We start from the raw sequence: 23,751 nt of genomic DNA, 5'->3' as shown, positions 1-23,751 counted from the left end.
GAGGATAAATCACAGAAAGAATGGAGTAGCATAATGAATCATATGAAAGCGTTTTTCCAGTTGCGGTGGCTGAACTCACGGATTACCAAGTCTGAAACCACAGCCAAGGAGCGTTGGTTCGGTTATTTAATCGGTCCTACCGGAGCACTCCTGCTAAATGCGGTACTGGCCTCTTATCTTAATGTGTATTATACCGATGTTCTAGGATTAACCTCCGTTGCCGGCGGCGCCTTCCTGGTCTTGTTTCCGATGCTGTCCAAGATTCTGGACGCAGTGGCCAACATTGTTATGGGCTATGTCATTGACCGGACCCGGACGAAACAGGGCAAGGCCCGGCCGTGGCTCCTGTTGTCCGCTCCGCTGATGATGATTGCCGGGATACTGCTGTTCCTGGTGCCTCAAGCAGATACGAAGATTCAGGTGATCTGGATTATTGTGTCGTATAACCTGTATTACTCGATTGCCTTTACCTCCTATAATGTGGGTCACAATCTGATGGTCCCGCTGTCGACAAGAGATAGTGCACAGCGGGGGAAGCTGTCCGTGTTCAGCCAGATTTCGGTGATTATGATGAGCGGAATCATTGTGGCCCTGATCTTCCCGATGCTCATCCTGCCTGTTATCGGGGTAGACAAGAGCCGCTGGATCCTCGTGATGTGCATCGTTTCGATCCTGGTGCTGCCGCTAACCTTACTGGAGTATTTCTTCACCAGGGAAAGAGTCACCGCCGAGAGCGCAGAAAGGGAAGAGCAGGAAGGCGAGGTTAAGCTCCCGTTCCGCACCCAATTGAAAGCGGTTGTAACTGACCGCTACATGCTGGTTATTCTGCTGTACTTCCTAATTTATACCTTTGCAGTTTGTCTAAAAAACCTGAGTCTAATCTATTATTGCAATTATGTGCTTGGGAGCTATAACGACGGTATAACCCAGACTCTGATTTCCCTGATCGGCGGCATTCCGCTGGGGATTGGCATTGTGATTGTCTGGCCGCTTGCCAAAAAATTCGGCAAGCGCAACATCACCGTAATCGGCTTCATGCTGGTCGCTATCGGCAGCGGACTATGTTGGCTATTCCCGGCCAGTATGCCCGTGGTACTGACCGGCCAGTTCATCAAGAACATGGGGCTGTTGCCCAGTGCATATATCTTCATGGCGCTGTTCGCTGACACACTCGACCATATGGAGTGGAAGAACGGCTTCCGCTGCGACGGGACTGCGATGTCGATTTACACGACGATTTCCGTTACAATGGTGGGCCTCTGCACCGGAATATTTAACGGGCTGCTGTCGGAGGCCGGCTACGCCGCACCTTATTACAATGCTGCAGGAGATCTGATCTCCACTCAAAACAGTGCTGTTCAGCAGGTAATCACCTTCTCCTTCGTAGGTCTGGAGACGTTAACAAGTCTGATTCTGATTGGGCTGCTGGCATTCCTGAGTGTGGAGAAGAACCTGAGTCATAAGCAGCAGGATATACGTGAACGCCATTCATCACAACCATTACATTAAAAAGAAAGCAGGAGCTAGATGGATCAACATACCATAATCAAATTAATGAGTCTGGAAGAAAAAATAGCTTTGTGCTCAGGGGCATCCTTCTGGATGACCAAGGCTTTTCCACAATATGAGATCCCGGCACTGTTCCTGAGCGACGGCCCGCATGGCATCCGCAAGCAGGAGGGAGAAGCAGACCATCTGGGACTTAACGCCAGTGTCCAGACGACCTGCTTCCCCACAGCGAGTCTGCTTGGTGCGACTTGGGATGAAGCTTTGCTTACGGAGATTGGTGAAGCGCTAGGCCGGGAGGCTATTCAGGAGGATGTAAATGTAATTCTGGGTCCTGGTGTGAATATGAAGCGCAGCCCGCTGAGCGGACGGAATTTCGAGTATTTCAGTGAAGATCCCTACCTGTCGGGCAAGCTTGCCGCAAGCTGGATCAAGGGTGTCCAGCGTACCGGCACTGGTGTGTCTGTCAAGCATTTTGCGGGCAATAGCCAGGAAGCCAAACGAATGAGCAGCGATTCATTGATTGACGAACGGGCCCTACGCGAATATTATTTGCCGGCCTTTGAGATTGCGGTTAAAGAAGCACAGCCTGCTACGGTGATGTGTTCCTACAATAAGCTTAATGGCACCTACGCCAGTGATCACCGGGAATTGCTGACAGATATATTGCGGGAGGAATGGGGCTTCACAGGTGCGGTAATAACCGACTGGGGTGCAATGAATAACAGAATTGAAGGGTTCAAAGCAGGACTGGATTTGGAAATGCCGGGAAGCAAGGGAGCCTTCGATGAGCTTGTCCATCAGGCTGTGCTCTCCGGTCAATTAAGCGAAGCTAATATTGACCAGTCAGTGCTGCGTATCCTGCAGCTGATAGAGCGAACTGCTAACCACCCAGAGAAGCAGGGAAATGCACAGCAAATGTACAATCAGCATCATGAGCTTGCCCGCAAAGCCGCACAAGGCGGTGGTGTCCTGCTGAAGAATGAGAATAGCTTCTTGCCGCTAAGCAAGGACCAGCGCCTGTCTGTCATCGGGAAGCTGGCCGAACAGCCGCGGTATCAGGGCACAGGCTCCTCACTGGTCAACCCCACGCAGATCTATAGCTTTCTGGACGGCCTGGAGCAATATGGTGCAGACTTCAGCTTCTTCGCAGGGTATGAGCTTGAGGATGCCGAGAATGAGGAGCTATTGGAGGCGGCCATTGCAGGAGTCGAACAGGATGCAACAGTCATCGTGGTCATTGGCCTGACCGAGATTTACGAAAGCGAAGGCTTCGACCGCACCACGCTGTCCATTCCTAATAATCAGATTAGGCTGCTCAGCAGATTGGCGGAGACAACCGGTAATGTGATCGCCATCATGGTTGGAGGCTCAGCAGTAGAAACACCATGGATGGAAAAGGTGAGGGCCTGTCTCCATATGCAGCTGTCCGGACAGGCCGGGGGGCTGGCGGCGGCAGACCTGCTGTATGGGACGGTCAACCCTTCGGGTAAATTGACAGAGACCTTTCCGCTCCGGCTAAGCGATGTGGTGAATGCTTCCTATTATGGTGTAGATCCTAAACAGGTTCCGTACCGGGAAAGCATGTTTACCGGTTACCGCTATTTTGACAAAGCAGGCAAGAATGTGGCTTTTCCCTTCGGCTTTGGCCTAAGCTACACTACATTTGCTTATGACCAGCTCCAGGTAGAACGTCTGAAGGACAATGAATTTGTGGTTCGGCTTGAAGTAACGAATAACGGCCCCTCAGACGGGGCGGAAGTTGTTCAGCTATATGTATCCAGGCAAACGCAAGGAGCCTACGGGCCGCTCAAAGAATTAAAAGGATTTGCCAAGTTATTTCTCACCAGCGGCGAACGGCAGAGCGTGGCTCTCCAATTGGATAAGCGCAGCTTTGCCTTTTATGACCCTGACTCCCGGGATTGGCTAGTTGAACAAGGGGAGTACAAAATACTGCTCGGCAGTTCCTCCGCTGATATCAGACTGGAATCGTCAGTGCATCTTGAAGGGATTACACCGGAAAAGAGCGCAGTGAATGAATGGTACTATACGCTGGAAGGGATTCCTTCCCTGAAGGATTTCAAATCTGTGTACGGGGATTTCAAGCCGTTTATCATGCCGGGTAAAGGCAGGTTTACGGTGGAATGCTCTGTCTTTGAGATGAAGGACCATAGTTTTATTTTCAAGCAATTCTATAAGGCCATTGAACGGGTCATTGCCAAATCAACTACGGCAGACGGGAAACCGGACTATGCCAATGTGCATTTCAAAATGCTGATGGCATCGGCCAGCGATAATCCGATCCGGACCATGGCGCTGCTCAGCCCCGGCTTTTTGACCTTCAGACGCATTCAGCTGCTGGTGGATTTGGCCAACGGACATTGGATCAAGGGATTTCGCAGATTCTTTACTAAATAATGCAGTTGAGCATAAGACAATGGAGGAGAATGCATGATTACAGCAGCTAAATTAAGAACGGAATATCTGGACAATCCGCTTGGCATTGACATTACCCGGCCGCGCTTCTTCTGGATTCTGCAGGGGGATTCCAATGATCAAACCGCCTACAGAATTGAAGTGCAGAATGACCGCCAAGAGCTCTACTGGGATTCGGGAAAGGTGGCCAGTGAAGATTATACGCACATTCCATACGGCGGCAAGGCATTACAGAGCCGGGATGCCCTGTCCTGGCGGGTGAAGCTGTGGGATGAAAGGAATATCGAGGGGGAGTGGAGTCTTCCGGCAACCTTTGAGATGGGACTCTTGAAGGAGGAGGATTGGAGTGCTTGCTGGATTACCGGCGATTATGAGGTGCTTAAAAAGCAGCGCTATCCCGCAGATTATTTCCAGAAGACGTTCATGGTGGCGGAACAGCCGCGTAAAGCACGTATCTATCTTACCGCTTGCGGCCTCTATGATGCCTATCTTAACGGCGAGCGCATTGGTGACCAACAATTTGCTCCAGGTGTGACAGATTACCGCATACGGCTGCAATACCAGACCTATGATATATCGGAACATCTGCGCGTGGGTAATAACGAGCTTATGATTATCCTGGGCGACGGCTGGTACCGCGGACATGTAGGTGCCTTGAGCTTCAGCAACGTGTTTGGCGATGAAACGAAGGTACTGGGACAATTGGAATATATTACAGAGCGGGGAGCACTGGAAACGGTCATCACCGATGGAACCTTTGACTGGACCAATAAGGGGCCGATCCGGGAGAATGATCTGAAGGACGGAGAGCGGGTGGATTCGCGCCTTGTACCTGCATTTAGCCATAAGGCTAAAATAACCGCCTGTAGTACACCGAAGTCCGCTTCCAACAATGTGCCCATCCGGGAGAAGGAAATATTCACACCCAAGCTGATCACGACCCCTGCAGGCAAAACAGTGCTTGATTTCGGCCAAAATATTGCCGGATATATCTCCATAAAGGTTCAGGGAGATGCCGGACATGCCGTTACCATCAAGCTGGGAGAAACGCTCGACAGCAAGGGTGAATTTACACAGCGGAACTTTCAGATCGAAGATGAAGCTCATGCACGCGGCAAAAAATACATCAAGCAGCAACTCGAATACATCTGCAATGGCCAGGAATCGACCTACAAGCAGCGCTTTGCAATCTCCGGCTTCCGTTATGCCTATCCCGAAAACTGGCCAGGCAAGCTTACAGAGGACAGTGTGACAGCGATTGCTGTTTATTCCGATATGGAGGAGACAGGCAGGCTTGCTGCGAGCGACCCCTTCGTGAATCAACTGGTGGCCAATACGCTCTGGAGCATGAAGGGCAATTTCCTGGATGTTCCAACCGATTGTCCTACCCGCGAGCGGGCAGCGTGGACTGGCGATGCGCAAATTTTCTTCAATACCGGCAGCTACCTGATGAATACCGCCCCTTTCTTTCGCAAATGGCTGAAGGATTTAACAGACCGGCAAGGTAAGGATGGAAAAGTGCCCAATATTGTGCCGACCGTAGGCAATGAGGGCTATCTGAAGGCCGTAGACGGCTCTGTAGGCTGGGGAGACGCTTCAATTATCGTGCCGCATCACTTCTGGAAAAAATATGGGGATCACGCGTTGCTGGAGGCGCATTATCCATCCATGAAGGCATTCATGGAGTTTGAGATCAAACGTGCTTCCCGGACGTTTCCGACCCGGCTGTTCAAGAAGAATCCTTACCGGAAATATACGTATGACACCGGTCAGCACTTTGGGGAATGGCTGGAGCCGGAAAAATATGAAAATTTCATTATAGGTATGATTCTTCCTCGTCCGGAGGAATCCACCGCCTATCTCTCTTACGATGCCTCCTTGATGGCAGCGGCAGCGGCTGAAATGAACGATATATCGGCCATTGCGCGTTATAGGGAGTATGAAACCGGGGCAAAGCAGGCGTATAATTATCTGTTTGTGAAGGAGAAGGATATTCGGGCAGACCGGCAAGCTAAATTGGTGCGTCCCCTGGGACTGGGGCTTCTGGAGGGTGAGACCTATGACCGGGTGATGAAGCGTCTTGTGGACAACATTCGCAAGCGGCAGCATACGATTGGCACCGGCTTTCTGTCGACACCATTTGTCTTGCCCTTGTTGACCGAGAATGGCTATATAGAGGATGCCTATACCATGCTGAAGCAGGACAAGGCACCAGGCTGGATGTATCAGATCAAGAAGGGGGCGACTACCATTTGGGAAACGTGGACCGGGCTTAATGAGCAAGGGGAAGTGAATGCTTCCTATAATCACTATGCGTTTGGCTGCATTACCGAGTGGCTATTTGCTTATGCAGCAGGCATTCAAGTCGCAGGTCCCCGGAGCTTCACCATCAGACCTTTTCCCGGAGGCGGGCTGAATTACCTGAACTGCTCCTATGACAGCATCTATGGCCGTGTATCCAGCAATTGGCTAGTGGTTAATGAGACTTGCGTGTTAAAAGCAGAAGTGCCCAAAGGGACAAAAGCCCGGATTATACTGCCGAGCGGAGACAAGGCGGATGTTGGACCTGGCGAGCATGAATTTCAGTGGAGATTGGGGGACCTTTAAATGAATATATCCCCCTTTTGCGAGCTGGCGATGTGAGGGAACCATTTATAGCTCCTCGTAGGACCCGCATTCCAAAGAAGTTATCAAGGGTGCTGGAGAGAGGAAGTATCGAATGATTGATTTCTTGAGCTTTCCGTTTTAATTCAGGTTAAAAACAAGTGAGCCCAATAATTTATGTAGGCTCACTTGTTCTTAAAGGTACCCTAACCTATACATTTATTGCTTATAATCTGTGTTTACCGTTACTTCTTTCCATTGTTCTATGCTGGCAAGCAGGTTATTAAATTTATAGGTTGCTGCTTCATAGGCTTGTTGTCCAAGCAACAAACGAAGAGGCGGCTCTGCTGTTTCCACAACTTTAATCACTGCTGCAGCAGCCTTTGCAGGATCTCCAGGTTCTTGACCCGCAGCGAGCCCGATTCCTTTCAGCATTTGTCCGACGGCGGATTCTTTCAGCTCAGGGATGCTTGTCTCTGTTTTGACAGAAGAGCGGCCGCCCCAATCGGTGCGGAAGCCGCTTGGCTCTATCAAAGTCACATGAATGTTAAAAGGGTGCAATTCTTGGGCGAGACTCTCGGATATGCCCTCCACAGCGTATTTTGTAGCATGATAATAGCCAAGGGTCGGGAAGGAAGTCAGACCGCCAATGGATGAGAAGTTTATAATGTGACCACTTTTTTGTGATCTCATATGAGGAAGAACAGCATTGGTTACATGCATAAGTCCCCAGAAGTTAACCTCGAACATCTTACGCGTTTCTTCCTCTACGCTTTCTTCAACGGAGCTGAAATATCCGATGCCTGCATTGTTCACAAGCACATCAATACGGTTAAACCGCTCAATCGTGCGGTCAACCACATTACGGATCTGCTCTGGATTAGTGACGTCCAGTGGAAGAGCAATCACCTGATCCTCATGCCCGGCGGTAAGATCGGTTACCTGCTCAACATTCCGTGCGGTCACGACAACGTTATAGCCGGCTCCAATCGCTTGCTGCGCGATGTGCCGCCCAAATCCTGTTGAACATCCTGTAATGAGCCATACTTTTGCTTCAGACAATGTAATCACTCCTTCAAGGGTATAACTTCACTATAAATCTTAAAGTTAACTTGAAGTCAATACTATTTTTAAAATATGATTCCTCATAGACTATTTCATCTTCTTATACATCAAAACCTCATAGAGTGCTATCTTGCGGATAATCTTCTCCAGATGAAATTGAGTCTGAGCCATACTGCGTTCCACTTTAGTTTTATGCATAAGCAAAAATTGTTTTCTGGCCTCCAGAGAGGGATCACCTTGCCGGATCAGCTCTGTATAAGCCTTAATATCTTCAATGGACATTCCCGTATCTTTCAGAGCGATAACCAGTTCAAGCCACTCTAAGACCTCGTCCGAATATTCTCTTCTGCCTGAAGCATTCCGTTCAACCTGTGGCAAGATGCCTTCTTGTTCATAATAGCGTAGAGTGGAGGGACGTAAACCTGTGATCTTCTCAATTTCACTGATACTGTACATGCTAAAGTACTCCTTTCATAGTTAAAGCTAGCTTGAAGTGAATTATACCTTTTTCATGAAGCACAAGCGAACTTGTTATATCTTTACTTTAAGTATGAGCCTTGAAATTATGAAATATAATAGTTATTATAGACACCTAAAGTCCTTCGTTATTGCGAAACGATGTCCCCCACAGATTATGTGAAAGAAGTAGAAAGCTTTGGCGGAGCTTCTATTTGCAGTCACCACTTCCCAAAGTAAATCCGAAGTCCGTAGACACTTTACAGAAAATGCGTGAATTGTTTAAGAACACGGATGAACTGGTTTATGAATTTCTAAATGACTTTAAAACCAAAGGAGATCCTCCCCCTTCAGCATCCTGGCAGAGTGACAGTGTAGAGTTAACCGAATTATGGTTATTTACGCACACCATCACCCACGAATTTCATCACAGAGGACAAATTGTTAAAATAGGCAGGCAACTCGGGTACATCCCGCCGAAAATGAACCTCGCTAAACTTTAGTGATCATATTAGCCCAATTTGGCAGCGGATAAAGTCACTTGGGCCTTTTCGTATTTTGGAGATTATAGCAGCTTCTCCATAATCATCACATCAATGAACGCTCCGTCCATTATTCCTTGCCTCTCAAATACACCAACCTGCTGTAGTTATAGCTCAATTAATTGCAAAGTACAAATATTTTTTGAATAGTTGTTAATTCATTTTAAACTCAAAGGAGATTGCAGCACATGAATAAGAAAACCATTTACTTCTTATGTACAGGAAACTCCTGCCGGAGCCAGATGGCGGAAGGCTGGGCCAAAAAAAATTTTGAACAATGAATGGAACGTATACAGTGCCGGTATTGAGGCTCACGGTTTGAATCCGAAAGCTGTTCAGGCGATGAATGAAGCGGGTATAGATATCTCAGATCAAACATCAGATATTATTGATCCGCAGTTGCTCAATAGCTCCGATCTAGTTATTAAATTGTGTGGAGACGCAGCTGACAAATGCCCTATTACGCCGCCTCAGGTGAAACGTGTGCACTGGGGATTTGGATCCGGCGAAGGCCCAAGGAACAGATGAGGAAAAATGGGCGGTGTTTCAGCGGGTTCGTGATCAAGTGGGTGAGCGCATCAAACGATTTGCTGAAACAGGTGAATAGTCTTTATATCCAGAAACATAATTATTGTCGCTGGACAATAACACAGTCCTGTAAGATCCCGCGCCCAGCGCGGTTTTTTTCTTTTAAGGGGGAGAGGGTTGGAAAATGGATTAGTAGTATTGACTTAGAGTGCGCTTAAACTCGTATACTGGCTACGTATGATGAAGGGAGGATATCGTGTGAAGCATTTTCCGTTGGGGAATACAGGAATGCTGGTAAGTTCTTTTTCTTTAGGGTGTCTGAATTTTGGATCGCGAACCGACAAAAAAACCTCTTTCCAGCTGCTTGATCATTTTTTTGAAGCAGGGGGGAACTTTCTGGATACAGCCAATAATTATGCGATATGGAACGAAGGCTGTGTTGGCGGAGAAAGCGAGTCTTTGCTTGGCGAATGGATGAAAGAAAGAAAAAACAGACATCAGATCATTGTAGCCACCAAAGTGGGAGCAAAACCGGTAGTGCCGAAAAGCGAAAAAATGGAAGGCTTAGGCCGCCAAGCGATTGAGAAGGGGATTGACGAAAGTTTGCTGAGGCTTGGTACAGATTATGTAGATTTATATTATGCTCATGTTGACGATAACGAAACTGAGCTTGAGGAAACCTTGGAGACTTTTGATTCCTTGGTCAAAGCTGGTAAAGTAAGAGCTATAGGCTGCAGTAATTACCGGTTTTCCAGGCTCCTTGAGGCCAAGGCGATTAGTATGTCAAAAGGATGGGAGTCCTATTGCTGCCTCCAGCAGCGATATACGTATTTGCAGCCTAGAGCAGATGCGGATTTCGGAGTGCAGGTCAGTGCGGATGAGGACTTACTTGCTTACTGCAGTCAACACGATGATTTTACGCTCTTGGCTTATTCCCCCCTCCTTGGAGGCCTATACAACAAAAAGGAAGCTGTCCTGCCCGATACATACCGGAGAGAGGATCAGATGACCCGATTGCATACGCTAAGGAAGGTTGCTGGAGAGCTGGGAGCGACACCGAATCAGCTTGTCCTTGCTTGGATGCTGCACAAGCATCCGAGAGCTCTTCCTATTGTTGCTGCAAGCGCTCTAACGCAATTGGAAGAAAATTTGGGGGCACTTCAGCTACAAATTAGCTCAGAACAGCTTGATCAATTAAACGGATGCTGAAAGGAGCGGACTCATTATGACCGGTAAAGAACTGACCATTCAGCAGGCTGCTGAGATGACAGGGTTAAGCGTACATACCCTTCGCTATTACGAAAGGATCGGTCTGATGGACCCTATACCTCGTGCCGAGAATGGTCATCGGATATATCGGGAGCATGATTTTGAATGGATCGTATTACTCGCAAAACTTAAAACTACAGGAATGCCAATCGCACTTATGCAACAGTTCGCTGATATGATGCGGCTTGGCAATGAGGGCATACCCCAGCGCAGACAACTTCTTGAAGAGCATGAGCGGAAATTAATCGAGCAGGCTCAAACGATTCATCAGACTTTGGATATTCTGCGGGATAAAATTGATTACTACCGTTCTTGGGAAGAGGATACCAGGCGAGAGGCCTGAAAGAACAAGAGATAGACTAAGTATACTGGGTAGACTAGAAGCTGGCATATTCGCCAGCTTTTTTCTTTATGTAAAGTAGCGTAGATGGTGAGCTTGGGTGTGGAATATGGTTGTTCTCGGCCAAGTGGTCAAGAAATTCACCTAAAAGGTCATGCAAATGGCCTTAAAGCAAATGCCAAACGGCAGGTACAATGAGGATGTCACACGGATAAGAGATTATGACTAAGGGTAAAGGAGGTATCCTATGGATTCAGATTTGGCAGCGGCGGACCGGCAGCCTGAGAACCATCCCGTTCGTACGGTCAAGCCGGAGCGGTTTCAGGCCCTGAAAAAGTACTGGGACTTATACCTGATTATGCTGCCGGGACTCGCGTATTTTATCATTTTTAAATATGTGCCAATGGGAGGCATCATCGTTGCCTTTCAGGATTTCAGCGCCTTTGCCGGCATCCGCGGCAGCGAATGGGTGGGACTTGCGCATTTTAAAAATATGTTTACGGACAGCGAGTTTTACACGGTATTCAAAAATACGCTGCTGATCAGTTTATACAAGCTGATCTGGGGATTTCCGGGTCCGATCATCCTGGCCCTGATGCTGAATGAAGTCCGGCACATGCTGTATAAGCGGGGGGTCCAGACGCTTGTCTATTTACCGCATTTTCTGTCCTGGGTCATCATCGGAGGCATTCTGGTCAACGTGCTGTCCCCGGCAACGGGGATCGTCAATCAGTTTCTCGGGATGCTCGGTTTGGAGCCGATCTTCTTCCTGGGCAGTCAGGAATGGTTCAGAACGGTGCTTGTGGTCAGCGATATCTGGAAGGAAGCGGGATGGGGGGCCATCATCTATCTGGCTGCGCTGGCATCGATCGATCCGCAGATCTACGAGGCTGCTGTCGTAGACGGCGCAAGCAAATGGAAGCAGCTGATCCATGTTACCCTGCCATCGCTCATCGGGACCATCGTGATCCTGTTCGTACTGCGCCTCGGGAGCGTTCTGGATGTCGGGTTCGAACAGATCTTTGTGCTCTACAATCCGCTGGTATACAATGTGGCCGATGTTATCGAGACTTATGTATACCGGACCGGAATCACGCAGGGCCAATTCAGCTTTACTACCGCTGTCGGGTTGTTCAAATCGGTCATCAGTCTGATATTGGTCGTCCTCGCCAACAAAGCCGCCAGAAAGCTTGGCCAGGACAGCTTATGGTAGAGGGGGTGAATCTATGAGACTTACTAGGGGGGAACATCTGGCATCGAGGCTTAATTACCTGGCCCTGGGTTTCATTGCACTGCTTGCGCTTCTCCCATTCCTGCATATCGTGGCCCAGTCTTTCAGCAGTCATCAGGCGATAACCTCCGGCAGGGTGACGTTATGGCCGGTGGATTTCAGTTTCGAAGCGTATGTGAAGGTACTGCGCGAACAGGCCTTTATGAATGCCTTCAAGGTCAGTTTGCTGCGCACGGTTATCGGAACGCTGTTGAATGTGGTGATCACTTCTATGTTGGCCTATCCGCTGTCCAAGGCTTATATTAAAGGACGATCAGCTATCATGTTCCTGATTGTGTTCACGATGCTGTTTAACGGGGGCATGATTCCAACCTTTCTGGTCGTGAAAGCGACCGGGCTGCTGAATTCCTTCTGGGTCTATATCATTCCTGGAGCGGTTAGCGCGTTCAATGTTATTATTATGAAAAATTTCTTTCAAGGCGTGCCGCCTGAATTGGAGGAATCAGCCAAGATTGACGGCTCCTCCAATATCGGAACGCTCATCCGGATTGTTGTTCCGTTATCCATGCCGGTCATTGCAACGATTACCTTGTTCCATGCGGTCGGACATTGGAACGCCTTCTTTGACACCGTCCTGTATGTGACGGACCGGAATCTTTTCCCGCTGCAGGTGTATCTGCGTGAGCTGATCATGTTCAATCAATCGAACATCAGCAATAACAACGGGTATTCCGCCAATATTGACAGCACCCTGCTGGCCTTGGAGTCCTTAAAGGCTGCGGCGCTGATTGCCAGCACGGTTCCGATCCTGATCGTGTATCCGTTTCTGCAGAAGCATTTTGTCAAAGGGATTATGCTTGGATCCGTAAAAGGCTAGAACGGCATGTAACATGAGATAAGAGAGGGGATTGTTATATGAAAGTCTCAATCTTTATAAAAAGATCCGTATCCATCCTGGCGGTGACCTCCATGCTGCTGGTGTCTGCGTGTTCATCCGGCACGAAGGAGGGAGGGGCCGAAGGGAAGGAAGAACGCCAGGCCATTGATATCGTATTAAGCAATGCCGGACGGAAGTTCCCGCCGGGCATGGACGAGAACAATAATCCTTATATTGATTACATCCGCGAGAACACGGGCCTGGACATCAAGCTGATCACGCCTCCTGCGGACGGTTACGGGGATGCCCTGAACGTGATTATGGCCTCCGATGATCTGCCGGATATGCTCCTGTCCTATGATGCCAATTGGTTCGAAAGCTATGTCCGGCAGAAGGCCCTTACCCCTCTGAATGATTTAATCGACGAATACGGACCGAATTTGAAGAAAAGTATCCCGGAGGAAGCCTGGAAGGTTGTCACCGTGGACGGAAAGATCTATGCGATTCCCGGCCTGAACCCGATCCCGGGCAATGAAATCATGTTTGCACGCAAGGATTGGCTGGACCGTCTGGGGCTCAAACCGCCGGCAACGCTGGAAGAATACAAACAGGTGATTCGCGCTTTTGCACAGGATGATCCGGACGGAAACGGCAAAGACGATACGTTTGGCCTGATCCTGCAGGAAAACCTCGGCAGAGTAGCTCCGTTTATCGGGGCATGGGGAATCCAGCGGGGCCAATGGACTGAACGGGACGGGCAATTGGTGAATTCCAGCACACTGCCGGAAATGAAGGAAGCACTAAGCTATCTTGCCGATCTCTATAAGGAAAAGCTGATTGATCCCGAGTGGGCTTTAAATAAGATGGCCAATGTTGACGAGAAAGTCGCCAGCGGCAAAGTGGGCCTGTTCTCCGGGAACTGGTATGATACCCGCGGCCCGATCCTGACCAACCAGAAAAATGATCCCAATGCCGAGTGGATTACCCTCGAATATCCAACCGGACCTGACGGGAAGCAGGGAACCTGGGGCAATAGCTATGTTTCCGGATTTAATGTGATTCCGGTTACGAGCAAACATCCGGAGGCTGTGATTAAGATGCTTGATTTCATGATCGGAGACGGATACCGCACACTCATGCTCGGATTTGAGGGCGAGGTATGGAATATGGAGGACGGAAAGGTGGTTACGAACTTTGATGAGCACAACAAGCATATTTACCGGCTCACGCTCGGCGAAGCGATTGTACCGTTTAATTCTGAAGTATCCAGAGAACGTCTGGACTCGCTCGGTATGGAGTTTAAGCTGAATGAGATTGTCGACAAGATTAACAAGGTTGCCATCCGTAATCAATATCTGGGCGTACCTACGCCTGGAATGGGTAAATACGGGCCTAAGCTGTCCAAAATGGAGGTCGAAGCCTTCACGAAAATCATCATAGGCCAGCAGCCGGTAGACAGTTTTGATCAATTTGTTGAAGACTGGAAGAAAAACGGCGGCGAGGAAATGACGAAGGAGGTCAACGGGCAATGAACAGGACGGATAACGGGGTCTAAGCTATAATGAAGGCAGCATGAATCCTGGAGGAATCGTATGAAGTGGCTGACGCAATTCCGCAGCGTTTTGAAGCAGTCGATTCAGTTTAGGCTAACCTGTTATTTTCTTCTCATCCTGCTGCCGCTGGTGGCGTTCAGCATGTTTGCCAATGTAAAGTCTCAGCGGATTTTGGAGCAGGAGCTTGGCGAGCGCACGCTCAGTGCCATGAACTCCGCTGTGGAGTTTGTTGACCTGACCTTAAAGAGCATCCATAATCTGTCCACCTTGATCGCAACCGATACTAATTTATCCACCCTGCTGTCTCATCAGGAGAAGACCCTGACCTCCGGGGCGATTATGGACTTCACGCGTGTCATGGAAGAGATTACGAATATAACCATGGTCAATGAATATTTAAGCGACGCCATGATTTATCATCGTCCTTCCAACTCGCTGATCGCAACCAAGCTCGGGCTGCTGCACCGTGAATCCCAAGGTCCTGAACCATGGTACGATGAGGCTCTGAAGGCAAATGGTGCAAGCATATACTACTTGTCAGAACGCCATGAAGAAAATTTGTCTGGGCACCCGGATCCTATCTATAACCGGAATCAGCTTATTATGATGAGACTTATGGATTTCTATCGCTCCGAAAAAGGCGAAAATGTCCTCATGCTGTCGATTTCGAAGAATCAATTGCTCCGCTCGTTGTCCCATTTGCTGGCGAACAGCAGCTCCAAGGTCTATCTGTTTGATGCCCGGGAGCGGTTGATCGTATCGAATGCTTCTACAGAAACGTTGTCTTTCGAATGGAGAGACGTCCAGCCAGGCAGTGTTTTTGTCCGGGACACCCCGGAAACGGATGAGAAAAATTTGATTCTGCGGGTGACTTCTCCCCGAAGCGGATGGTCGCTGCTGCTGATCCAGCCCGAGCGTGAGATTTACAATAAGTCGAGGCCGCTGCAAATTTTTGCGTACTGCATTATTGCACTCAGCGTCGTGCTTGCCGTCTGGATTGCCTGGTTTATCTACAGCGGAATTGCTTCTCCGATATCAAGACTGGTGTCCGGCATGCGGCAGCTGCGTAAAGGCAATCTGAATATCAGGCTGGAGAACGGGCGGCAGGACGAGTTGGGGTATTTAACGGATGCTTTCAACGAAACGGCGAGTCAGCAGCGTCATCTGATCAAGGATATCTATGAGCAACAGCTCAGAATGACCAAGACGGAGCTCAAATTTCTGCAGGCTCAGATTAATCCCCACTTCTTGTACAACACGCTGGATTCGATTTATTGGACGGCCAAAAATTATGAAGCGGAAGAGATCAGTACAATGGTGCTCAACTTGTCGAACTTCTTCAGACTGAGTTTGAGCAAAGGGCAAGAGTCGTTTACGGTGGAGGAAACGTTCAAGCACCTTCATTACTATATTCGAATTCAGCAAATCCGTTTTGCCGACCGGTTTACGGTGGAGTACTGCGCTTCTGAGGATAGCCATCATTTGCATATTCTGAAGCTGCTGCTTCAGCCGCTGGTTGAGAATGCCATATTGCATGGATTGGAGAAACGAAAAAAAGGCGGAGTATTAAGCATTCGCACCGATGTGTCTAATGACCGGCTGATCATCCAGGTAACCGATAATGGAAGAGGGATTCCAGGGCAGAGGCTTATGCAGATTCAACAGGCCTTGGTAAGAATCAGATTCGGGGATTACACGACACCCCCCGAGAAGAACTCCGAGTTTTTTGCGCTGCTCAATGTCCAGGCTCGAATCGCCATTTACTATGGGGAGACGGCGGAATTGAAGATCGTCAGCGGGGAAGGGAACGGAACGGTGGCGGTCATCGATTTACCAGCAGACCGCTGCCGGGAGGAGAGAGGGGAAGCGGAGCATGAATCTCATGATTGTTGAAGATGAAATTCGGATTTTGAATAGTCTGGCCAACAATATACCGTGGAATGAGCATGGCATCGAAGTAGTAGCGCTTGCCGAGAACGGCTTAGAAGCGCTGTCCATGATCGAGCGCAGGAAGCCGGATATCGTGCTGCTCGATATCGAGATGCCGGAGATGGACGGGTTGACCTTGGTGAGAACGGTGCTGCAGCAGGAAACGCACATGAAATTCGTGATTTTAAGCGGCCATGACGATTTCCCGTATGCGCAGGCTGCTGTGGGGCTTGGCGTCATGAAGTACTTGCTGAAGCCGGCCGGAGACGATGAAATTTTGAAGGCTATTCTTGCGGCTGCGGAAGAGATTCGAGAGGAACTGCTGGAAAAGCACAGTATGATTGAACTGGAGCGGAAATGGCATGACCGCCTGCCTCAACTCCAGGATGATTTTTATAGAAACTGGATACAGGGCCGGTATGCGGACTGGGAGCTCAAGAAGCATATGGAGGAGCTGAATCTGGAGCTTGCCCTCTATACTTGGTTTGCTGTAGCCGTATGTGAAATCGATCCGATTCACGAGCAAGGAGAACGATTTACCTCTTCGGATCAAGCGTTGCTGCAGTTTTCGCTGGAATGCATAGCGGCTGAATGTTTACAGCATGAAGACTGCCGGGTCTTTAATGATGCGGACGGAGCAACCGTGCTGCTCTTTTTGGGACAACCGGAAGAATCGGTTCCCGATATCATCCAGCGGATCAATGTCCACGTTCCCCGACTCTTCAACATTGTTAAAGAGTGTCTGAAGCTTACAGCCAGCGCCGGACTCGGGACCCCAGGCTCATGGGATCATGTTTCGCTGTCCTACCGGCAGGCACGCCGTGCGCTGCAGGAACGGGCCATTTACGGACATGAGGTGTTCGTTCCTTACCTGGACGTAACCAACAAGGAGCAGCCGTTTCATTATGACGCTGAGTTCGAAAAGCAGCTGGAGATTGCGGTTCATACGGATCACGCGGCAGCGGTTGCTGAACTGATAGACTGCTATTTCAAGGACGTATACTCCCAGGCTGTCTCAACGCAAAAGGTATACGAGCATTTGCTGTATTTGAGCAGCTTATTTACACGTATGATTCAATCGCGGGGCTGGTCGATGCAGGAGGTGCTGCAAGAGGATTATTCGATGTTTCTGTCTTTTGAATCCCTGCTCTCCAAAGAGCAAATCGTAGAATGGTCCAAAAGAGTGGCCAGCCGCATTACCCAATACCGGGAACGCGAGCGAAAGCATTCAAGCCATCGGCTCGTTAAACAAATGATCGAGGCCGTGGAGGAAATGCTGGGGAAAGAAGAACTGACCTTGCACACGCTGGCCGAAAGATTATATGTCAATCCCTCTTACCTTAGCCGGCTGTTTAAGCGGGAGGAAGGGAAATCCATTTCAGAATATCTGCTAAAGCGGAGTATGGAGCATGCCAAAGAGCTCTTACACAGCGGCGTTAAGGTGTATGATGCAGCAGAAGCGGCAGGATATCGTGATGTCAGCTATTTTGCCAGAGTGTTTCGTAAATACTGGGGCGTAGCCCCGAGTGAATTAAAAAAACAAGAGCGTTCGGTCTCACCGCGATTGATGTAAGTTGAAGCTGTAATGGAAGAAATCAGGTGGAGGTGGTCAGAATGACCGATATGGCACTAACCGTTAAAATACCCGAGCGCGATATTCCTGTCTACACGGAAGTGGATGTTGTCGTTGCCGGAGGAGGACCGTCAGGAGTAGCGGCAGCGCTCGCTGCGGCAAGAAACGGGGCATCCGTATTGCTGATAGAGCAAAGAGGATACTTGGGCGGTATGGCGACGGTCTCTCAGGTTCCTGCATTTTGCCCGTATACCGATCAGGTCAAGCCGGTCATCCGTGGGATTGGGCTGGAAATTCTGCTTGATATGAAGAGCAAGATGGAGGAGAGGTTTCAGGAAGCATGGAAGGACCGGCTGGATTGGGTGCCGATTGATGCGGAAATTCTAAAGCGCCTATTGGACGAGAAGATGATGGAGGCTGGCGTTAAAGTGCTGTATCATACGTTCGTCGGTCAAGTCCTTCAGCAGGACGGCATCCTTGAAGCGGCGGTCATTACCAACAAGACCGGAACCCAGGCGGTGAAGGGGAAGATATACATTGATGCAACGAGCGATGCAGATCTCACCTATCTTGCGGGCGGGCAATTTGCCAAAGGCGGAGATGATGGAGAACTTCAGCCAGGGACGATGTGCTTCGTTCTGAATAACCTGGACCGGAACAAATTTCTCTCAAGTGCTGAGACGCACAGTCACGATCTGAAACATGCGATCAACAAGGCGAAGCGTGAAGGGCGGCTGCGCGTCGCAAGAGATTGGGCAGGTATTTCCTGGCTAAATGATCATACGGCAGGCTTCAATTTCGGGCATGTATTCGGGATTGACGGTTCAAATACAGATGATCTGACCCGCGGAGCAATCGAAGGCCGCGCGCTTGTTGAACACATTACCGGTTGGCTGAGGGAAGCGATTCCCGGATTCGAAAACGCTTTCCTGACGTTGACGGGCGAACAGATCGGCATTCGGGAAACCCGCCGGATCATCGGCGATTATATCGTCACCGCCGACGATTTTCTGGCGTGCCGTTCATTCCCGGACGATATTGCCCGAAATGCCTACTTTATTGATATTCATATGGCAAAGCCTACGAGCGGCATGACGATGGTACGTCTATCGCCGGGAGAGTCCCACGGCATTCCTTATCGCGCCTTGCTTCCGGCCGGTATCCAGAACGTAATCGTAGCCGGCAGAGCGATATCAACTGATAGAGCGGCCCAAGGCTCCACCCGGGTCATGCCGAATTGCTTTGCAATGGGCGAAGCCTCCGGTACAGCCGCGGCGATTCTGGTCGAGAAGGGCACGCGGGAAACGCGCAGTATCGACATCACGGACTTGCAACGCAGACTTGTCCGCCAAGGCGCGTGGTTAGGAGAGCAGATTAATGAGCGGTACTAGGAAATAAGAAGGCTGAGCCCAAAGTCATATCCTTGACTTAGGCTCAGCCTTTTAAAGCTGTTTCTAACCCGTTCTTCCGGGCAGTTATTTACACGCGTTACGTCTGTTCGGATTCAGAACGAGGAAATCCTCTGGAAGCTCGAACAGCTTGTCCATCAGCTCGTCCATCCCGGACTCCAGCTTGAACTCCATTTCTTCCCGGAATAGCGGAACCAGGAAATAAACCTGAACCTGATTGCCGTCTTTCGTATGGACGGTGCTAACCTCTTCCGGCAGAGCATACAGGATCACGCCAGACAGCCCAGTGTTATCTGCATATGGCTCGTAATCCTCCGTATTGGGGATCGTATGTCCATATCCAAGCCACGTCTGATACATATGCGGGAACCGGGCAAGCATCTTCATCAGCCGGATCGGCCAGTAGTTCTCCTCCGCTTCAAAATCCTCCTGCGTAAGCGGCCAGTCCGCCGGTAAAAACATCATCAGCTCCGCGCATTCCAGATGCTTGTACTCTTCACGGATCTCCTGCGGGAGGGTCATCGGCAGATCGCTCATCCCATTGGTGTACAGCACCCGGTATGGCTCATCTGGTGTAGCCTCCATAATATTCACATCAATATGTACGATGTCTGAAATCAGTTCATGGAACACGCCGGTTTCCCGGTTGGGAAAGACCTGATTGAAATGGTCGTTTAAATCTTCCATGTACAAAATATTGGAGGGAGGGGTAATCTGCTGCTCATCCAGAGCGTCATAACCATAAATGGTGGTACCGTCTTCCGATTGGCCCATTGCATTGCCGCCAAACAGCTTTTTGAAAAAGTTCATGTCTTTGCGCTCCTCTGTGTGGGTTAAAGTGCGAAATGAATATAGATGGTTTGAAGCCTCACTTGAAAGTATAACAAAAGGCATAGCCCCGGATCGATGGGTCTATCGATTCGAATTACAAAGGATATGCATGCACAATGGTCGTGTATTAACCAGAGAGTTTTTATGTACCAGGACAAGAAACGCTGTACTCGGATTCCGAAAATCATTGAATGTGATACAACGTTGAATGATTACAACAGGGATATTTAAATAATTTACTTTTTAAACAATTTACTTTACAAAGTATAACGGGTATTGTATATTTAGATCATAAAAAAGGTTATTTTTACCATTATGCTTATCCTTTATGGAGGTGTAGGAGACAAACAACAATCAGATTGGGATTTTTGACAGGCAACATAGGGCGTTGACGATTGGTATTATGCTGGTTCTAACCACCGTAGCTTTCGAGGGGCTCGCTATTACGACTATTGCTGCGACAATGGCACAAAGCTTGCAGGGAATACATTTATACGGTTGGATTTTCAGCGCATTTTTGTTATCCCAGCTTATTGGAACCTTGGTTTTAGGGCAATTGGTTGACAAGCGCGGCGTTTTCATCTCCTTGCTCGTGTCGTTTAGTATTTTTGTGCTGGGAACCGTGGTTGCGGCTGTTTCTTTGGATATGCACATGCTTATTGCAGGAAGAGCCCTTCAAGGCTTTGGAGCGGGAGCTCTGATCACATGCATTTATACCTGTGTGACGCTGCATTATTCGGATGCTTTGCGTACTCAGATTTTAGCAGCATTCTCCATGGCCTTTGTGCTGCCTTCCTTAATAGGACCTTACCTGGCAGGTCTAATTGCCTCCTATATGTCATGGCGATTTGTTTTCTGGATTGTTTTACCCCTGATTGGCTTGGCGTTGAGTCTCACATTCCGCGCTTTCCGTGCACTGCAACTTCGGCAGGTGCTGACGGGTCCGTCGCAACAAGCAGACTCGAAGACTCTTCACGCGATCGTGCTTGCCATTGGAACGGGGCTATTACTTACAGGACTCGGGATGATAACCGATTGGACAGGAATTCTACTAACATTGGGTGGTTTAGTCGTCATGATCCCACAAATGCGGATACTTCTGCCTAAGGGCACTTTTGCGGTGAAAAAAGGATTGCCAGCTACATTGGTTTCCAGAGGGTTGTATGTGGCTTGTTATTTTACAACGGAGAGTTTTGTAATTTTGGCACTAACGGAAGTAAAGGGGGTATCAGCTGATCTCGCCGGCCTCATTGTAGCAGCAGGTTCTCTGAGCTGGTCCGCCGCAGCGTGGCTGCAGGCGAAGCTTGATGTACGGGATCAAGGCTATGGCCGAAAGGGCAGAGTTATGGCAGGTATCGGGATTATGATCGCCGGGACTGTACTTGTGATCCTGGCCCTTATGTTGTCGGAAGGTGGAATTATACTCATCCTGCTCTCGCAAATGATTACCGGCTTCGGTGTTGGATTGGCTAATCCCACAACTGCAGCCATTGCTTTACAACATGCGGCGCCTGGGAAAGAGGGAGAAATGTCTGCGAATCTGCAATTTGTGGATTCCTTCTATATGGGAGTAAGCATAGGAGTGGGCGGCGCTCTAATCGCCTTGTCAGAAAATTTACAGTGGGGCCTATCGACAGGAGTGGTGATGGTGCTAACACTCCAATTAGTATGGGTCTTATTCAGTTTCCTGGCATCTCTACGAATCACCGGACTCGTTCATCAGGAACATCATCCGATCAGCCAGTCGAAAGAGAACCTTCCCTTGTAACGGATGACCATCACGTCGCTAAACACATCACGAAGAACGGAGGATAAATTGCATTGGGAGGTAGATAAAATGGCACGTGTATTAGTGGTCATTACTCCGGCTGAAGGCCATGTGAATCCGTCGTTAGGATTAGTTACCCAGTTGATTGACAGTGGAGAGGAAGTTGTCTATGTGTGCGTGGAGGAGTATCGTTCCCGAATTGAACAAACTGGAGCCCTGCTCATAACCTATCCATTTCCGCAAGATGCCTTTTCTCATGATCCCGTGTTGAAACCGCAGGAGTACAGTCATCCATATCAGTTCATTTATATGATGGTAGCCGGTATCATTCGGAGGATTATACCCGAGGTGCTTCGAGTGATCGGCGATCAAAAGTTCGATTATTTGATCTTTGATTCACTGATGGGCTGGGGAGGGACTATTCTTGCCGAAAAACTAGGGATTCCCGCGGTATGTTCGATTGCCTCCTTTGCTTTCGTTGATCCGTTGGGGACTGGCGGAGGCATGAATGAGAAGGAGATGGATACGAATACGAAGGAGCTGTATGAGGCTGCGATGAAGATAACACGGGAGTTAGCGCAAGAGTATCAAGTGAGTATTCCCGCCATGGAAGAGATTCCGGCACATACAGGCCGTTTAAAGCTTGTGTACACAAGCCGTTATTTTCAGCCACATGCAGAAAAACTGGACGATCGTTTTATTTTCACAGGTCCTTCGATCATACCGCGTCAAGATGCTGAGCCCTTCCCGTTTGAGCTGCTTCGTGAACGTTACCCCCATACCGTGTACATTGCTATGGGTACTATTTTAAATAAAAACCTTGATTTCTATCGGCTTTGCTTTGAAGCATTTGGGGATATGCCGGTGAATGTGGTTCTATCTTCAGGAAGATACACGGATATGGAGCCGCTGGCAGATCAAATTCCTCCTAATTTTATCGTCATGCCATACGTTGCACAGCTCCATATGCTACAGCATACGGATGTTTTCATCACACATGCAGGAATGAATAGTACGAGTGAGGCGCTATATTACAACGTTCCGTTGGTAATGATTCCATTAACGTCGGATCAGCCTCTTGTAGCCAATCGGGTACAGGAGCTGGGGGCGGGTATCACTTTAAATAAACTTAATCTCAGTGCAACTGATATGAGAGATGCAATGTCAGAAGTCCTAAGCAATCCATTATATAAACAGCAGGCTTGCCTCATCGGTGAATCTTTACGGCAGTCCGGCGGTTATAAGCGGGCCGCCGCAATGATTATGAGTCATATGGCTGTGATTGCTAATATTTGACGCGCATTGGACACGCTCCATATAATGAAGAGACGAGAGTGACAGGGGGGAATTGAATGGGAGCATGGAGAATCAAAGCATTGGAAAGCGATGAAGGGCTGGATCTGGTGGCAGCGATCGAGGACTTGCTTACTCGTGACACGTTGGATTTGGGTGAGTTGATGGCGAAGTTTGGTGAGGATGATTTTCTTTATGACGGAACAGTGCTCGCCCTCGCGGAGCTGTATATCGAGTTTCAAGAGAATGGCAGATTGGATTACGATCATGAGGAGGAAGGACGCGCCTTGACGCAAGTACGGGCGTTCACGGCCGATCATTCCGCGCTGAGGGCTTTGCTCGAGCATTTGAACGTGATTTGGACTGACATTGAGGGGGAGTGCGAGGGCGATTTGGCGGAACTGTGGCGGGAATCGTCAAGCTGGGACGAATGGCGGGCACATGTGCAGCATCTGATTTCCAAGTTGGAAGCGCGGCTTGCCAAAGAATCGAAGCAGGGTGATTGAATGAGGACAAAAGCGCGGCAATCCGTATGATAGGG

General features: G+C 49.1%; 18 protein-coding genes and 1 pseudogene. 16 read left to right on the top strand and 3 right to left on the bottom strand.

Annotation, left to right across the window (positions count from 1 at the left end; genetic code table 11):
- Nucleotides 1–33: 33 nt before the first annotated feature.
- The 3 genes from MKY96_RS11780 to MKY96_RS11770 are packed head-to-tail and all read left to right on the top strand — an operon-like array spanning nt 34 to nt 6,549.
- Complete coding sequence (locus tag MKY96_RS11780; protein ID WP_340940552.1) at nt 34–1,509, top strand: MFS transporter; 1,476 nt, start codon at nt 34–36, stop codon at nt 1,507–1,509.
- Between the two features lie 45 nt (nt 1,510–1,554).
- Nucleotides 1,555–3,924 carry a glycoside hydrolase family 3 C-terminal domain-containing protein gene (locus MKY96_RS11775; protein ID WP_340940550.1) on the top strand — a complete coding sequence of 790 codons (2,370 nt, stop codon included), beginning with the start codon at nt 1,555–1,557 and terminating at the stop codon, nt 3,922–3,924.
- Nucleotides 3,925–3,957: 33 nt separating this feature from the next.
- The gene (locus tag MKY96_RS11770; RefSeq protein WP_340940548.1) at nt 3,958–6,549 is read left to right on the top strand and encodes a family 78 glycoside hydrolase catalytic domain; all 2,592 of its coding nucleotides are present in this window, start codon (nt 3,958–3,960) and stop codon (nt 6,547–6,549) included.
- Nucleotides 6,550–6,765: 216 nt separating this feature from the next.
- Here the strand turns inward: MKY96_RS11770 and MKY96_RS11765 are convergent, their stop codons facing one another.
- A complete protein-coding gene (locus tag MKY96_RS11765) occupies nt 6,766–7,617 on the bottom strand; it encodes an oxidoreductase (RefSeq protein WP_340940547.1) in 852 nt (283 codons plus the stop codon).
- A gap of 81 nt (nt 7,618–7,698) precedes the next feature.
- Complete coding sequence (locus tag MKY96_RS11760) at nt 7,699–8,067, bottom strand: MerR family transcriptional regulator (protein ID WP_340940545.1); 369 nt, start codon at nt 8,065–8,067, stop codon at nt 7,699–7,701.
- A gap of 269 nt (nt 8,068–8,336) precedes the next feature.
- On the opposite strand from MKY96_RS11760, the gene MKY96_RS11755 reads away from it, so the two are divergent.
- The 10 genes and pseudogenes from MKY96_RS11755 (at nt 8,337) to MKY96_RS11710 (ending at nt 19,300) form a co-directional block, all read left to right on the top strand.
- On the top strand, nt 8,337–8,570 hold the full coding sequence (locus tag MKY96_RS11755; protein WP_340940542.1) for a DinB family protein: 234 nt from the start codon (nt 8,337–8,339) through the stop codon (nt 8,568–8,570).
- Nucleotides 8,571–8,797: 227 nt separating this feature from the next.
- Nucleotides 8,798–9,216, top strand: a pseudogene (arsC, locus tag MKY96_RS11750) (arsenate reductase (thioredoxin)).
- Between the two features lie 179 nt (nt 9,217–9,395).
- The gene (locus MKY96_RS11745) at nt 9,396–10,346 is read left to right on the top strand and encodes an aldo/keto reductase (RefSeq protein WP_340940539.1); all 951 of its coding nucleotides are present in this window, start codon (nt 9,396–9,398) and stop codon (nt 10,344–10,346) included.
- Between the two features lie 16 nt (nt 10,347–10,362).
- On the top strand, nt 10,363–10,749 hold the full coding sequence (locus MKY96_RS11740; protein WP_340940538.1) for a MerR family transcriptional regulator: 387 nt from the start codon (nt 10,363–10,365) through the stop codon (nt 10,747–10,749).
- 244 nt (nt 10,750–10,993) lie between these two features.
- The gene (locus MKY96_RS11735; RefSeq protein WP_445671436.1) at nt 10,994–11,959 is read left to right on the top strand and encodes an ABC transporter permease; all 966 of its coding nucleotides are present in this window, start codon (nt 10,994–10,996) and stop codon (nt 11,957–11,959) included.
- 13 nt (nt 11,960–11,972) lie between these two features.
- Complete coding sequence (locus MKY96_RS11730; RefSeq protein ID WP_340940535.1) at nt 11,973–12,854, top strand: carbohydrate ABC transporter permease; 882 nt, start codon at nt 11,973–11,975, stop codon at nt 12,852–12,854.
- 38 nt (nt 12,855–12,892) lie between these two features.
- Nucleotides 12,893–14,386: an extracellular solute-binding protein gene (locus MKY96_RS11725; RefSeq protein ID WP_340940533.1), complete on the top strand. Its 1,494-nt coding sequence runs from the start codon at nt 12,893–12,895 to the stop codon at nt 14,384–14,386.
- 60 nt (nt 14,387–14,446) lie between these two features.
- Nucleotides 14,447–16,300 carry a sensor histidine kinase gene (locus MKY96_RS11720; protein ID WP_340940531.1) on the top strand — a complete coding sequence of 618 codons (1,854 nt, stop codon included), beginning with the start codon at nt 14,447–14,449 and terminating at the stop codon, nt 16,298–16,300.
- Nucleotides 16,281–17,909, top strand: a complete 1,629-nt coding sequence (locus tag MKY96_RS11715; RefSeq protein ID WP_340940530.1) for a response regulator — start codon at nt 16,281–16,283, stop codon at nt 17,907–17,909. The genes MKY96_RS11720 and MKY96_RS11715 overlap by 20 nt, the downstream gene beginning before the upstream one ends.
- 41 nt (nt 17,910–17,950) lie before the next feature.
- Nucleotides 17,951–19,300 (top strand): FAD-dependent oxidoreductase, encoded by a 1,350-nt coding sequence (locus MKY96_RS11710; protein ID WP_340940529.1) that lies wholly within the window; start codon nt 17,951–17,953, stop codon nt 19,298–19,300.
- 84 nt (nt 19,301–19,384) lie between these two features.
- Here MKY96_RS11710 and MKY96_RS11705 read toward each other — a convergent pair whose 3' ends face one another.
- Nucleotides 19,385–20,128, bottom strand: a complete 744-nt coding sequence (locus MKY96_RS11705; RefSeq protein WP_340940526.1) for a suppressor of fused domain protein — start codon at nt 20,126–20,128, stop codon at nt 19,385–19,387.
- Nucleotides 20,129–20,552: 424 nt separating this feature from the next.
- Between MKY96_RS11705 and MKY96_RS11700 the strand changes: the two genes are divergently transcribed.
- The 3 genes from MKY96_RS11700 to MKY96_RS11690 all read left to right on the top strand — a co-directional run bounded on the left by MKY96_RS11700 (nt 20,553) and on the right by MKY96_RS11690 (nt 23,716).
- Nucleotides 20,553–21,917: an MFS transporter gene (locus MKY96_RS11700; protein WP_340944535.1), complete on the top strand. Its 1,365-nt coding sequence runs from the start codon at nt 20,553–20,555 to the stop codon at nt 21,915–21,917.
- A 69-nt stretch (nt 21,918–21,986) separates the two neighbouring features.
- Nucleotides 21,987–23,213, top strand: a complete 1,227-nt coding sequence (locus MKY96_RS11695) for a macrolide family glycosyltransferase (RefSeq protein WP_340940525.1) — start codon at nt 21,987–21,989, stop codon at nt 23,211–23,213.
- A 56-nt stretch (nt 23,214–23,269) separates the two neighbouring features.
- The gene (locus tag MKY96_RS11690; protein ID WP_340940524.1) at nt 23,270–23,716 is read left to right on the top strand and encodes a DUF4259 domain-containing protein; all 447 of its coding nucleotides are present in this window, start codon (nt 23,270–23,272) and stop codon (nt 23,714–23,716) included.
- Nucleotides 23,717–23,751 lie beyond the last annotated feature (35 nt).

Source organism: Paenibacillus sp. FSL R7-0302, from assembly GCF_038006885.1.
Lineage (GTDB): Bacteria > Bacillota > Bacilli > Paenibacillales > Paenibacillaceae > Paenibacillus_AQ.
The sequence above is the reverse complement of the archived record's forward strand: the minus strand, read 5'-3'. Positions and strand labels throughout refer to the sequence as shown.

Bases quoted from the DNA above. Each gene is read 5' to 3' on its own strand.
- MKY96_RS11700 (WP_340944535.1), top strand. From the start codon at position 20,553: ATGCTGGTTCTAACCACCGTAGCTTTCGAGGGGCTCGCTATTACGACT.
- MKY96_RS11735 (WP_445671436.1), top strand. From the start codon at position 10,994: ATGGATTCAGATTTGGCAGCGGCGGACCGGCAGCCTGAGAACCATCCC.
- MKY96_RS11760 (WP_340940545.1), bottom strand. From the start codon at position 8,067: ATGTACAGTATCAGTGAAATTGAGAAGATCACAGGTTTACGTCCCTCC.
- MKY96_RS11725 (WP_340940533.1), top strand. From the start codon at position 12,893: ATGAAAGTCTCAATCTTTATAAAAAGATCCGTATCCATCCTGGCGGTG.
- MKY96_RS11740 (WP_340940538.1), top strand. From the start codon at position 10,363: ATGACCGGTAAAGAACTGACCATTCAGCAGGCTGCTGAGATGACAGGG.
- MKY96_RS11690 (WP_340940524.1), top strand. From the start codon at position 23,270: ATGGGAGCATGGAGAATCAAAGCATTGGAAAGCGATGAAGGGCTGGAT.
- MKY96_RS11775 (WP_340940550.1), top strand. From the start codon at position 1,555: ATGAGTCTGGAAGAAAAAATAGCTTTGTGCTCAGGGGCATCCTTCTGG.
- MKY96_RS11705 (WP_340940526.1), bottom strand. From the start codon at position 20,128: ATGAACTTTTTCAAAAAGCTGTTTGGCGGCAATGCAATGGGCCAATCG.
- MKY96_RS11715 (WP_340940530.1), top strand. From the start codon at position 16,281: ATGAATCTCATGATTGTTGAAGATGAAATTCGGATTTTGAATAGTCTG.
- MKY96_RS11710 (WP_340940529.1), top strand. From the start codon at position 17,951: ATGACCGATATGGCACTAACCGTTAAAATACCCGAGCGCGATATTCCT.
- MKY96_RS11770 (WP_340940548.1), top strand. From the start codon at position 3,958: ATGATTACAGCAGCTAAATTAAGAACGGAATATCTGGACAATCCGCTT.
- MKY96_RS11695 (WP_340940525.1), top strand. From the start codon at position 21,987: ATGGCACGTGTATTAGTGGTCATTACTCCGGCTGAAGGCCATGTGAAT.
- MKY96_RS11780 (WP_340940552.1), top strand. From the start codon at position 34: ATGAATCATATGAAAGCGTTTTTCCAGTTGCGGTGGCTGAACTCACGG.
- MKY96_RS11730 (WP_340940535.1), top strand. From the start codon at position 11,973: ATGAGACTTACTAGGGGGGAACATCTGGCATCGAGGCTTAATTACCTG.
- MKY96_RS11720 (WP_340940531.1), top strand. From the start codon at position 14,447: ATGAAGTGGCTGACGCAATTCCGCAGCGTTTTGAAGCAGTCGATTCAG.
- MKY96_RS11755 (WP_340940542.1), top strand. From the start codon at position 8,337: ATGCGTGAATTGTTTAAGAACACGGATGAACTGGTTTATGAATTTCTA.